Raw genomic sequence first — 12,285 nt, 5'->3', positions numbered from 1 at the left:
AGCGCTGCTTCAAGCAGCGTTGACCAGCGCCATGCCCTCGAATTGGTGATAGCCGATCGCCGTTGCGAGCACGGTTTCGGGAATGCCTTCGAACGGCTTCTCGGCCGCGGCGTCGAATACGGGGTAGGCGGCCTTGCGGTCGACGGCCAGGGCGGCGAGGGCGACCGCGAATGGAAACTGCGCTTCCTTCATATGCCCGGTCAGCGTGGCGAAGCCGCGCGCCGATATCGCCGGATTGGCATCCAGCGCTGACTTTTCGGCTGACGTTGCGGTATGCGCCCCGGAGGCGCCCGACAGGGCCAGCAACTTGCCGTTCGGGAGAGTTGCCTGTTTGAGCAGTGTCGCGATCTCGGCGTCAAGCTCGCCGCGCGAACGCCGGGCGCGGCCTGAGACGACCGGTCCGAGCTCGGCATAGATTTTGCGGCCGCGGCTTTGCGCGTGTTCGCGCTGCTCCAGCACCAGGAACGCGCCGCCGGAGCCGGAGACCAGGCCGCCGCCCTCGGCGCCCTGTCTCTGCCAGACCGGCTTCCATGGGCCGCGATGCAGATAGCCGGCCAATTCATAGCCGAGCAGCATGTCGGAATGTTCGGTCTGGAAGGCGCCACCGACCAGTATGTGCGTCGACTGTCCGGAGCGGATGCGCGCGGCGGCGGTCTCGACGGCGGCGACGCCGGCACCTTCCTCGCCCATGAAGGTCCTCGACGATCCCGTCACCTTGTGGACGATGGAGATGTTGCCGGCGAGCAGATTGGAGAGCTGGGCCAGGAAAAGCGTCGGCCGCAATTCGGTGGTCAGTTTCTCGTTGAGCAGCACGTCGCGGTCGTTGCGGCTCTCGGACGCTGCGAGGATGGCGGCATCGACCGCCTCGTCTCGCTCGCCGCCGCCGGCAGCGACAACCATGTCCATGGTCGTGCAGAGCTCGTCATTGCCCTTGATGCCGGCGTCGTCCAGCGCCATGCCGGCGGCATAGGTGCCCAGCCTCTGCCATGTTTCCATCTGCCGCTGGTCACCGCGCTTGGCGATCTGCAAGTTCCAGTCGATCTCCGGCAGGGGATGCACGGTGTAGGGCGCAAAGCGCGCGGATTCGAGCACCGGCTGCAGGCCCGGCTGCGCCAGCTTCTGCCAGTGGGTATCCGGACCCTCTCCCAGCGAGGAGACAAGGCCGATACCGGTGATGACGACGTCGCGAGGGCTGCTCATGAGCGGCTTTGTGGGTCAGGCGGCGCAGCCCGTCAAGGCCGCGCGCCAGCCGATATCAGGCGGTCTTGGCGGCGACCAGCGCGTCGATCTTGGCGCACAGGTTCTTCATGACGAAGTAATCGTCGGTCGAAGCCTTGCCGTCATTGACTTCCTGGGTCCACTTTTCCAGCGGCACCTTGATGCCGAATTCCTTGTCAATGGCAAAGACGATATCGAGGAAATCGAGACTGTCGATGCCGAGATCGTCGATCGTGTGGCTCTCGGGAGTGATGGTGTCGATATCGATCTCGCTGGTGTCGGCAATGATCTTGGCGACTTTGTCGAACGTGGTGGACAAGGGCTCTTCCTTCGGTTGCGGGCGGAATCTGTCCGCATCTGGTTTGGGCGCTGTCTAATCGGTTTTTCCCGGCAGGAAAAGGCCTGATGCGCGGGGCGCAGATGGGATGGCCCTCCCGTGAAGACAAGAAGGGCCGCCCGACAAGCTGGTGGCCCTTCCAGTTGACGTTACGTCAGCTCAGTTTTCACGGAGCTTGACCACTGGCTCTCTCAGAACGTGACGCGGCCGAGCACGCGCAAGCCATCGCCCTGCGGCTCGACCACCACCGCTTCGCCCTCGCGCGGCGAGACGCCGGTCAGCGCGACGATGTTTTCGAGATGCGTGACCATGACCAGATTGTCGGAACCGGTGTAGGCGCGGATTTCCTTCATCACCGCGTCGAGCTGCGCGGCCTTCTCGGTCGGATCGCTCCTCAGGAGGTCGAGCGGCGCAAAAAGCTCCGGCTCCGCCTCGAAGGCGATGCGGGCGGTGTCGAGGCAGCGGCAATATCGGCTGGACAGCACCCGCTCGATGGGGGCGGCACGGGCGCCGAACAAGGCGCCGATCTTGCTCGCCTGCTGCTTGCCGCGCGCCGATAGGTTGACCTGGGTGGCGCAGTTGTCGATGACGAAATTGGCGGGGTCGGTGGTGCCGGTGACCAGTGCGTGGCGAAGCAGCACGACATGGCCGCCGTCACGCAGCAGCGCCCAGCCGGCGTCGGTCGCGTGGGCGACGGCGGGAACAGCAAGCAGGAACAGCGACAGCACAAATCGAATCATCGAAACCTTTCCGGGAGCCGGATGCCGCTCCGGTCATTCTGATATAGGGATCGGAAAGCCGGCACAAAGACAAGCGAAAGGCGAACCCTCGGTTCGCTTCACATTTTCGCCATTTGCTTCTTCGCCAGCTCGATCTTCTGATCGGTGAGCGGGATAGGGATCGTGTAGCCGGCTTCGGTGAAGCCCTGCTTGGCGTTCTCGAAGAATTCGATCGCCTTGAGATATTCCGGCTTGCCCGCGCCATAGCTGGCGCGGTTCCAGTGGACGTCGCCGATATTGTTCTGCTCGAAGGCCCACTGCAGCGGCTGACTTTCGCGCGTAAACACCTTCAGCGCCGCCGTGAACGCGGCTTCGGCGTCGTTGAGATATTTGTCGGTCCGTTGGAGATTGCCGAGATTGAGCAGGCTCATACCGATGCCATTTTGAGCGTTGGCCCAGTCGACCGGCGCGGCCTCGATGGTGAGTATTTCGAGCGCGGCTCGCCGCGCCGCAATCGAATCCTGCAGCGTCTTGGCATCGCCATTGCTCATGCTCAACCAGTGCAGCGTCGAGCCCAGGCCGGCCTGGGCCATTGCCCATTGCCGCGGGTTGGTCTCGCGCTTGTACTCGCGCAACGCATTGCCGTAGGCGTCGACCGCCTCGCTGTAATGCTCGGGCTTGTCGGTGACGCCGCCGAGAAGCTGCAGCGTGTTGCCGAGATTGTAGTAGCTCATCGCCCAGTCCTGCGGGAACTTCCGCCTGACATAGACCTGCCGTGCCGCCTGGAAGGCTGCCGCCGACTGTTCCAGCTTGGCCGCATCACGCGTGCGCTGGCCCAAAGTCTGATAGATCGAGCCGAGATTGTTCTGGGCTGACGCCCAGTCCATCGGGAAGCGCTTGCGGGTAAACACCGTCAGAGCGTCGTCATAGGCAGCAGCAGCTTCTTCGAGCGTAGCCGTGCCCATATCGAAGCGGGCGATACCGCTCAGCGCATTGCCCAGGTTGAGGCGGCTGGTCGCCCAGGACACCGGGAAAGTTTCGCGGGTTCGCACTTCCAGCGCGGCGCGAAACGCGTCGGCCGCCTCGTTGATCTTCGCCTTGTCGTTGAGCTGGATGCCAAGCGTTACAAGCGTGTTGCCGAGATTGTTCTCGACCATCGCCCATTCCACGGGTGCTTTCTCGCGTGTGTATTCCTCAAGCGCCAGCCGGTAGGCTGCTTCCGCCTGGGTGAGATGCTCGCCGGCAGGCTCACGCTCGGAGAGTGCATAGAGCGCGAGGCCTAGATTGTTCTGCGAACCGGCCCAGTCCAACGGCAGCTTGTCGCGCGGACGCTTCTCAAGGGTGGCGCGCGTCGCCGCCACCGCTTCATTGAGACGCTTCGGGTCGCTCTCGCGTTCGCCGATCTTCAGAAGCACGTTGGCCAGGTTGTTCTGCGCCGCGGCCCAGTTGCGGTCGTCCTTCTCGCGCTCGAACACCACCAGCGAATCGCGGAAAATCACCGCTGCTTCTTCGAGATGCGCAGTCTCGGTTTCGCGCTCTCCAATGGTCTGCAGCACCACCGCCATGTTGTTGCGGGTGATTGCCCAGTCGCGATTCTGTTCGCCGTTGGGGATGAAGTTCAAGATGGTGCGATAGGCCTCGATGGAGTGCTGCAGCGCATCGAGGTCGCCGGTGGCGTAGCCATGAGCGTTCAACGCCTCGGCCTCCTGGTTCTTGTAGTTCCAGCGCAGCTTTTCGTCCCACTTCTCGACCAACGAATACGCCTTGGCATAGTCGTTGGCGGCGGATTTGTAGTCGAAGACCAGCGCGGCGGCGTCGGCGCGTTTGGCATAGATGGCGGCGTCGGCGATGCGCTTTTGCCGGAGCAGGTCCTCGGCCTCGTCGACCGCACCGCTGTTTTCCTCGATCCGGCCGACCGCGTCGTCGAGGAATTTGCGCGCCGTCACCATGGCGCCCTGGCCTATGGCCTTGTCGGCGGATGCGACCAGGCGACTGATCTCGGGATCGTCGGTGCGTAATGCGGCGCGCTCGGCCATCATCTTCTTCAGACGCTCGGCCTGGCTGTCCAGCACCTTCTGCAGGTCGTTCGGGTCCTCCGGGATCTTTTCCGTGCCGAGCGCCTTGAGCACGCCGTAGAGCGCGTCAAGGGGCACGCCGTCCTGCAGAGAAGCCAACTCCACCTGAGCCCGTTTGGGATCGGGCAGGTCGGAAATGGTCAGCAGCAATTGCCGCCGCTCACCGGTGATCAGCCCGTCGTCGCCGGTCGGTTCCGGCGGCGCGACGCCGAAATAGAGCAGGCGACGCAGACTCTCGCTGACCCAGGGGCGCTGCTTTGCCTTGGTGTCGAGATAGACCTCCTCGGTGACCATGCGCATGACCGAGCCGAATTCCGTGCCTTTCATCGCGGTGAGGTGGCGCAGCAGGGCGGCGGCGTAGGGGCTGTTTTCGCCGGCTGCGCCATCAAGCGCGGGTCGGCCCGGCTCGGCGGCGAAGCCGACCACGGTTCCCAGGCTGGCATCATCCACTGAGGCATCGGCGAGGGCCTTGGCGCCGCGCACCGGCTCCAGCCCACCGGCGCCCACAGGCTCGGCGGAAGCCGTCGGCCCGCGGCGCACGACCGCGTCCGGCGGAAACGGGTTGGTGCGGCAGGCGTCAAGCAGCACGATCGTCATCGGCACGGTCTTTTTCAGCTCGTCCATGACGGCTGAAATCGGCACCAGCGCCTCACCGGCATTTTTCAACGACGAGACGTCGGCATCGACCGGCACCAGATAATTCTCGCCGCCCGCCTCGATGCCGTGGCCGGAATAATAGATGAAGGCGACGTCGGCGCCTTCGGCGTCCTCGACAAACCGATCGAGATCGCGCTTCAGCTTGGCGGCATCGCGATCGGTGACGTTGCGGGCGTCGAAGCCGAGGTCGGTCAGCATCTTGGCCATGTCGCGGGCGTCGTTGGCCGGGTTGGCAAGGGCTGCGATGTGTTCGTATTTCGACTGGCCGATGATCAGCGCCACGCCCTTGAGACTTTTGGTCTCGGCGGCCTGGGCCACAAATACGCCAAGGCAAAGCAGTATAGCGACGAAAGCCGCCAGCCACTCCTGTCTGACCAGCCACTCCTGTCTGAAATGACGCTGTTTCGGCGTCGCAACCATTCGCTGTGTGTCCGCCCTGATGATCCCAAGCCTGTATAGCGCTGCCACCCGACCATGATCAAATTCAGGCGCCGGGCGGATCGAGGATCAGTTTCTGAAGATCATGACGATTGCGCTGGAATCCGGGCTCGCCTATCCCTGAAAAGATGTCTCCGCTTACCGAAACCGTTCTTTTCGTCTTCAGCCTCGTCGCGCTCGGCTATGTCACCGGGCTCACCGGCTATCTGAAACCGGCCAGCGGGGACGGCATCTCCGAATTCGCCATCAACGTGGCGATGCCGCTGCTGCTGTTTCGGACGATGGTGAATTCGGATTTCCACGGCGTGGCGCCCTGGTCGCTGTGGGGTGCTTATTTCGCGGCAGTTGCAATGACATGGGCCGCCGGCCATCTGGTGACGACACGGATCTTCGGGCGGGACGCGCGCACCGGCATCGTCGGTGGAGTGTCGTCATCCTTCTCGAATGTGGTGTTGCTGGGCATTCCCTTCGTTCTCGGCGTATTCGGGTCCAGCGGATTCGAAGTGCTGTCGCTGCTCGTTTCCGTGCATCTGCCGACCATGATGATGGCTTCGATCATCATGTTCGAGATATTTGGCCGCGGCGGCAGCGAGCCCGTACACCCGCTGCGCATCATCCAGAGCTTTCTGAGAAGACTGTTCACCAATCCGTTGATCATCGGCATCCTGGCCGGGCTGGCATGGCGCCTCACCGGCGCGCCGCTGCCGAACCTTGCCACGCGGCTGGTCGATGCGCTGGCTAACACCGCCGGGCCGGTGGCGCTGTTCGCCATGGGGCTCAGCCTGCGCCGTTTCGGCATTTCCGGTAACATCCGACCGGCGCTGGCGCTGTCGACGCTGAAACTGTTCCTGATGCCGGCGCTGGTCCTCGGCCTGGTCTGGCTGTTTGGCCTGCCGCCCTTGACGGCCAAGGTGGCGGTCGTGGTGGCGGCGCTGCCGTCCGGCATCAATTCCTATCTCATCGCCGTGCAGTTCAACACCGGCCAGGCGCTGGCGTCGAACCAGATGACCATCGCCACGGCAAGCGCGGTTGTTACAACCGCCTTTTGGCTGACGGTGGTGGTTCATGTCTTTGGGTAAGCTTGGTCTTTGGCAAGGCTGGGGGCCAAACTAATTTACACGTGAATTTTCTCTGGCGTTTGGCTGGCCCAAAGCCTATATGCCATCTTGCAATTGCTTGCCGAGCTTGCCCTAGGTAAAGAGCAGTGGCTCAGCGTGTCGGGCATCCAGGCCATTGTGCGCGCGCTCATCGAAGACATCCACAGACCGGCCCGTCAGTGCGCCGAACGGAGGCTAGACCATGCTGCAGAAAACCAGCCATTTCATGCGCCAGGCCAATCTCATCAATGGCGAATGGGTGCAGGCCGACAGCGGCCAGACGGTCGACGTCAACAACCCGGCCACCGGTCTCAAGATCGGCACCGTGCCGAAGTCGGGCAAGGCGGAAACCCGCCGCGCCATCGAAGCCGCAAGCGAAGCCTTCAAGACCTGGCGCAAGACGACCGCGCTGGAGCGCTCGAAGCTTCTGCGCAAGCTGCATGACGCGATGATGGACAATCAGGATGTGCTGGCCGAACTGCTCACCATCGAGCAGGGCAAGTCGCTCGCCGAATCCAAGGGCGAGATCGGTTCGGCTGCCGCCTACATCATGTGGTTTGCCGAGGAAGGCCGCCGCACCTATGGCGATGTCGTGCCATCACCATGGGGCGATCGCCGCATCCTGGTGACCAAGGAGCCGGTCGGCGTCATTGCCGCCATCACGCCGTGGAATTTCCCCTCCTCGATGCTTGCCCGCAAGCTCGGCCCCGCGCTTGCCGCCGGCTGCACCGCCGTGGTCAAGCCGGCTTCGCAGACGCCGTATTCCGGCCTCGCATGGGGCGCGCTCGCCGAGGAAGTCGGCTTCCCCAAGGGCGTCATCAACATCCTGACGGGTGCTGCCGGCGAAATCGGCGACGAGATCTGCGCCAATCCGCTGGTTTCGAAGATCACCTTCACCGGCTCGACCGAGATCGGCAAGCTGCTGATCCAGAAGTCGTCCGTCACCGTCAAGAAGGTCTCGATGGAACTCGGCGGCAATGCGCCGTTCGTGGTCTTCGACGATGCCGACCTCGATCGCGCGGTCGCCGGCGCCATCACCGCCAAATACCGCAATTCAGGCCAGACCTGCGTGTGCACCAACCGCTTCCTGGTGCAGGCCGGCATCTACGACAAGTTTGTCGAGAAGCTGGCGGCTGCCAGCAATGCGCTGAAGGTTGGCTCGGGCCTGGAAGAGGGCGTGCAGCAGGGACCGCTGATCGATGTGAAGGCGGTCGAGAAGGTCGAGGAATTCATCGCCGACGCCACGTCGAAGGGCGGCAAGGTCGTTGCCGGCGGCAAGCGCCACGCGCTTGGCGGCTCATTCTTCCAGCCGACCGTCATCGCCGATGCGAAGCCTGACATGCGCTTCATGAAGGAAGAGATTTTTGGCCCGATCGCCCCGGTGTTCAAGTTCGAGACCGAGGAGGAAGCCATTGCGCTTGCCAACGACACCGAGTTCGGCCTTGCCGCCTATTTCTACACCAGCGACCTCGGCCGCGCCTTCCGGGTCATGGAAGGCCTGAAATACGGCATGGTCGGCGTCAATGAAGGCCTGATCACCACGCCGGAAGCGCCGTTCGGCGGTGTCAAGGAATCGGGCCTCGGCAAGGAAGGCGGACATCAGGGCATCGAGGATTATCTCGACACCAAATATGTCTGCATTGGCGGCCTCGGCCTCTAAATCATTGACGGGCAGGGCAGGGCAGGCCGCGGGCCGGCCCTTGCCAGACGACATTCAGCCGGACTGGAGCGGTTCAGCGTTTCACGGAAACGCCGAACCGCTCCAGTTCTTTGTTTTTTGCAATTCCGGACGGAAAACCGTTTCACACTTTTCCTGGAATTGCTCTAAGTCGATAGATCGACGAATTAGCATTTGGACATAGCGATGAAGGACGGCGAAGTCTTCGGCACGACGCAGGCAGGCGAACCCGTTCGCCGTTTCACCATCCGGGGCGGCGGCGTCAGCGCCAACATCATCGGGCTCGGCGCAATCATCCAGGATCTGCGGCTCGCCGGTCACGACGCGCCGCTGGTGCTGGGCTACGACCGCTTCGAACCTTACGAGACCGACCGGGCCTTCTTCGGCGCGGTCGTCGGCCGCTATGCCAACCGCATCCGCGACGGCCGCTTCACCATTGCCGGCCAGCGCTACCAGACCGAGCGCAATTTCCTCGGCAAGCACACGCTGCATGGCGGCTCGGAGGGCTTCTTCCACCGGCCGTGGACGGTTTCGCTGCACGGCCGGGATTTTGTCACGCTGACCCTGCACGATCCCGAGGGCACGATGGGCTTTCCCGGCGCGCTCGACGTCACCTGCACCTACCGGCTGAAGATTCCCGGCACGCTCTCGATGGAACTGACCGCCACTTGCGAGGAGCCGACGCTGTGCAATCTGGCGCAGCATTCCTATTTCAATCTCGACGATGGCGGCACCGGCGACATTCTCGACCACCGGCTGATGCTGAACGCCGGCGCCTATACGCCTGTCGATGGCGAGATGATCCCGACCGGCGTCGTCAAACCTGTCGACGGCACGCCCTTCGACTTCCGCCAGGCGCGGCCGCTGCGCATGGAAACGGAAGGCGAGCAGCTTCCCTACGACGTTAATTTCTGCCTGGCGTCAGCCCGGGGCCCGCTTCACCAGGTGGCGTGGGCGCAAGGCGCCAATTCCGGCGTCGAGATGGAAGTCTGGACCACCGAGCCGGGCCTGCAGCTTTACACCGGCCAGTATGTCGCGCCGACCTCGGGCGGCCTGGACGGACGGCGCTACAAGGCGTTTTCCGGCTTTTGCCTGGAAGCGCAGACCTGGCCCGACGCGCCGAACCGGCCCTATTTCCCACAGGCCACGCTGTGGCCGGGCCAGATCTATCATCAGGTGACGGAATATCGTTTCAGGCTTCCCTAAGGTCTTAGCCCTCGAAAGCGGTTCTTAGAACCTCGAACGGCGCCAGCGCGCCTCGCACCTGGACGACTGTGGCGGCGACGCGATGCGCGCGCTGCACGGCATCCGCCGGGGCATGGCCGGCCAGCCGGGCGGCGAGATAGCCGCCATTGAAGGAATCGCCGGCGCCGGTGGTGTCGACCGGGGTGGCGACATGCTGGGCCGGAACCGGCTGCAGGGCTCCGCCAGTGGCGATCAGCGCGGGTTCCTCGCCATTCTTGACGACGACTTCGCCGACCAGTTTTCCGAACCGCTCGGCGGTCGCTTGCGGTGCCGAGTCGCCGAACAGCATCTGCTCGTCGGGAAAGGTCGGTAGCGCGATGTCGGCGACGGCAAGCGCGTCGAGGATCGCGGCTTGCGCCTCCTCGCGGCTCTGCCACAGGCGCGGCCGGTAGTTGGGGTCGAAGGCGACGAGCGAACCGGCAGCCCGCGCCTTGGACACTTCCGCCAGCAACGTCTTGCGCGCGGCGGCATCCAGAATTGCCAAGGTGATTCCGGAAAAATACACAAGAGCTTGGTTTTCAAGGCTTTTTGCCAAGGCGGGCGGGTCCGAGGCGAGCCGCCTGGCCGCCGCGTCGCTGCGCCAGTAGGTGAAGGCGCGTTCGGCGCCGGTCAAGGTGATGGCGTAGAGGCCGGGCCGCGCGCCTGGGATGACCGGGCTGGCGCCGATGTCAATGCCGTTTTCGGCGAAGAACGAAATCTGGCCCTGCGAGAAGGGATCGTCGCCGAAGGCCGAGACATAGGTCGCCGGCCGCTCGCCGCTCAGCGCATGCAGCGCCCACAGCGTGTTGAACGTGTCGCCGGCAAAGCCCATGCGCCAGTTCGGCCCGGCCTGGCCGGACAGTTCGAGCATGCATTCACCGATCGAAGCGACGCCGTCTGCTGCCATGTATCTGTCTCCGGATCAGTTCGCTGCTGTAGCTTTTTGCGGCCGGCAGCGCCATGCTTGGCGGCGGCGGTTTTTTGCGCCAGAAGCGTTTTCCCACAGAAGCGGGGACGCGAATTGCTTCCCGAGACGTTATGCCCAGAAGAGGAACCGGTTTGGCATCGATATGGCGTTATCTTCTTGCGGGCGTTGGTCTGGCCGCCTTGCTGGCTGGCATATTGGCGATCGTCTATCTGACCGCGCCGCAGTCGGCGCCGGGCCCCGATGTTTCGCGCTCGAAGAAGACGGCGAACGGCTTGTTTGTCGCCAGCATTCAGCCGGAACGCGGCGTTATCCGGCAAGGCGAACTGCAATCCTGGTTGCTGACCCTGAAGACGGTCAACGGCGATTCCGTGGAAGGTGCGGCGATCTCGGTGTCCGGCGGCATGCCGCAGCACAATCACGGCTTGCCGACCAGTCCGCAGGCGACCGATTATCTTGGCGAGGGGCGCTACAGGATCGAGGGGCTGAAATTCACCATGAGCGGCGTGTGGCAGTTGCGCTTCGCCATTTCGGCGGCGGCCGGTTCCGACACGGTCGTCTTCAACGTGGTGCTGTGAGCGGATGAACGGCCTGTTGCGCCTTCTGGCATTGGCGGCGGTCGTGCTCGTTGCCGGCTGCGGCAAACCGGATTTTTCCGATGCCGAGAAGAAGACCATCGCTTCGCTGGCGCTGAACACCTTGCCGGCGCTCAAACCCGACACCACCAACCGGTTCGCCGACGTGCCGGCCGCCGCCGCCTTGGGCTCCACTCTGTTCTTCGACCAGGGCATGAGCCGCGACGGTAACGTATCCTGCTCGACCTGCCACAAGATCGACCGGCAGTTCCAGGATGACCTGCCGCAATCCGTCGGCGTCGGCCGAACCAACAGGCGCTCGATGCCGCTGGCCGGCATTGCCCGCAATCCGTGGTTCTTCTGGGATGGACGGCGCGACAGCCTGTGGGCGCAGGCGCTGACGCCGCTGGAAAACCCGCTCGAGCAGGCGGGGAACCGCGCGGCCTTCGCGCATTACATCCAGAAGCGGTTCGGCGAGCGCTACGAGCGCATCTTCGGGCCACTGCCGGATCTTTCCGCCGTGCCGGCCAACGCCAGCCCGCTTGGCAACGAGGCCGAGCAGGCGGCGTGGAAGGCAATGACCGCGGCCCAAATGGACGACGTCAACCGCGTCTTTTCCAATATCGGCAAGGCGATCGCCGCCTTCGAACGGTCGATCGAACCGGCACAGACGCGCTTTGACCGCTTTGCCATCGATCTTGCGTCAGGCGCCAAGCCGAAAGCCGACGATGCCTTTTCGCCGGAGGAGATGCTCGGGCTGAAACTGTTCATCGGCAAGGCCAATTGCGTCACCTGCCATAACGGCCCGCGCTTCACCGACAACGCTTTCCACAACACCGGCGTGCGGCCGGTCAGGGANGACGATGCCTTTTCGCCGGAGGAGATGCTCGGGCTGAAACTGTTCATCGGCAAGGCCAATTGCGTCCCCTGCCATAACGGCCCGCGCTTCACCGACAACGCTTTCCACAACACCGGCGTGCGGCCGGTCAGGGATTTGCCATTGGATCGCGGCCGTTTCGATGCGGTGGCCCAGGTTCAGGCCGACCCATTCAACTGCTTCGGCGCCTTCCGCGATGGCGACGCCGGCGCCTGCGGAGAACTGCGCTTCATCGTCAAGGCAGCACCCGAACTGATGCGTGCCTACAAGACGCCGTCGCTGCGGGGCGCGGCGACACGGCCGCCCTATATGCATGCCGGACAGTTCTCCACGCTGGAGGAGGTGGTGGCGCACTACGCGAAGGCGGAGGCGGCCGTTGAAGGCACCTCCGAAGTGCACCCGTTGCAACTGTCGGACCGCGAACGCGCGGCGCTGGTGGCGTTTTTGAAGACGCTGTCGGAGTGA

At 63.8% G+C, this 12,285-nt stretch carries 10 protein-coding genes; 5 read left to right on the top strand and 5 right to left on the bottom strand.

All coding sequences use genetic code 11. The features are described 5' to 3' along the window. Nucleotides 1-9: 9 nt before the first annotated feature. The 4 genes from X750_RS158890 to X750_RS158905 all read right to left on the bottom strand — a co-directional run bounded on the left by X750_RS158890 (nucleotide 10) and on the right by X750_RS158905 (nucleotide 5,426). A complete protein-coding gene (locus X750_RS158890) occupies nucleotides 10-1,200 on the bottom strand; it encodes a beta-ketoacyl-ACP synthase (protein WP_023706060.1) in 1,191 nt (396 codons plus the stop codon). 55 nt (nucleotides 1,201-1,255) lie between these two features. Beyond that, nucleotides 1,256-1,537, bottom strand: coding sequence for an acyl carrier protein (locus X750_RS158895; RefSeq protein WP_010909964.1), 282 nt, complete (start codon nucleotides 1,535-1,537; stop codon nucleotides 1,256-1,258). 209 nt (nucleotides 1,538-1,746) lie between these two features. Further along, entirely contained in the window at nucleotides 1,747-2,295 is a 549-nt protein-coding gene (locus X750_RS158900) for a histidine phosphatase family protein (protein ID WP_023670442.1), read from the bottom strand. A gap of 98 nt (nucleotides 2,296-2,393) precedes the next feature. After that, the gene (locus X750_RS158905) at nucleotides 2,394-5,426 is read right to left on the bottom strand and encodes a caspase domain-containing protein (protein ID WP_023746805.1); all 3,033 of its coding nucleotides are present in this window, start codon (nucleotides 5,424-5,426) and stop codon (nucleotides 2,394-2,396) included. Nucleotides 5,427-5,572: 146 nt separating this feature from the next. On the opposite strand from X750_RS158905, the gene X750_RS158910 reads away from it, so the two are divergent. The 3 genes from X750_RS158910 to X750_RS158920 all read left to right on the top strand — a co-directional run bounded on the left by X750_RS158910 (nucleotide 5,573) and on the right by X750_RS158920 (nucleotide 9,425). Continuing rightward, on the top strand, nucleotides 5,573-6,523 hold the full coding sequence (locus X750_RS158910) for an AEC family transporter (protein WP_023670444.1): 951 nt from the start codon (nucleotides 5,573-5,575) through the stop codon (nucleotides 6,521-6,523). 220 nt (nucleotides 6,524-6,743) lie between these two features. After that, entirely contained in the window at nucleotides 6,744-8,201 is a 1,458-nt protein-coding gene (locus tag X750_RS158915) for an NAD-dependent succinate-semialdehyde dehydrogenase (RefSeq protein ID WP_023746804.1), read from the top strand. A gap of 198 nt (nucleotides 8,202-8,399) precedes the next feature. Then, complete coding sequence (locus X750_RS158920; protein WP_023746803.1) at nucleotides 8,400-9,425, top strand: aldose epimerase family protein; 1,026 nt, start codon at nucleotides 8,400-8,402, stop codon at nucleotides 9,423-9,425. Nucleotides 9,426-9,429: 4 nt separating this feature from the next. Here the strand turns inward: X750_RS158920 and X750_RS158925 are convergent, their stop codons facing one another. Next, complete coding sequence (locus X750_RS158925) at nucleotides 9,430-10,350, bottom strand: sugar kinase (protein WP_023670447.1); 921 nt, start codon at nucleotides 10,348-10,350, stop codon at nucleotides 9,430-9,432. Between the two features lie 152 nt (nucleotides 10,351-10,502). Here X750_RS158925 and X750_RS158930 point away from each other — a divergent pair, with 152 nt between their 5' ends. Continuing rightward, on the top strand, nucleotides 10,503-10,946 hold the full coding sequence (locus X750_RS158930) for a FixH family protein (protein ID WP_023735257.1): 444 nt from the start codon (nucleotides 10,503-10,505) through the stop codon (nucleotides 10,944-10,946). Nucleotides 10,947-10,950: 4 nt separating this feature from the next. Continuing rightward, nucleotides 10,951-12,285: a cytochrome c peroxidase gene (locus tag X750_RS1000000166750; protein WP_023746802.1), complete on the top strand. Its 1,335-nt coding sequence runs from the start codon at nucleotides 10,951-10,953 to the stop codon at nucleotides 12,283-12,285.

The organism is Mesorhizobium sp. LNJC391B00 (genome assembly GCF_000502535.1).
In the GTDB taxonomy this organism is placed as follows: domain Bacteria; phylum Pseudomonadota; class Alphaproteobacteria; order Rhizobiales; family Rhizobiaceae; genus Mesorhizobium.
This window is presented reverse-complemented; position numbering and strand designations above follow the sequence as displayed.

What these genes read in the sequence shown, in the direction of transcription:
- X750_RS158910 (WP_023670444.1), top strand. Translation starts at nt 5,573, where the DNA reads ATGTCTCCGCTTACCGAAACCGTTCTTTTCGTCTTCAGCCTCGTCGCG.
- X750_RS158905 (WP_023746805.1), bottom strand. Translation starts at nt 5,426, where the DNA reads ATGGTTGCGACGCCGAAACAGCGTCATTTCAGACAGGAGTGGCTGGTC.
- X750_RS158890 (WP_023706060.1), bottom strand. Translation starts at nt 1,200, where the DNA reads ATGAGCAGCCCTCGCGACGTCGTCATCACCGGTATCGGCCTTGTCTCC.
- X750_RS158925 (WP_023670447.1), bottom strand. Translation starts at nt 10,350, where the DNA reads ATGGCAGCAGACGGCGTCGCTTCGATCGGTGAATGCATGCTCGAACTG.
- X750_RS158915 (WP_023746804.1), top strand. Translation starts at nt 6,744, where the DNA reads ATGCTGCAGAAAACCAGCCATTTCATGCGCCAGGCCAATCTCATCAAT.
- X750_RS158900 (WP_023670442.1), bottom strand. Translation starts at nt 2,295, where the DNA reads ATGATTCGATTTGTGCTGTCGCTGTTCCTGCTTGCTGTTCCCGCCGTC.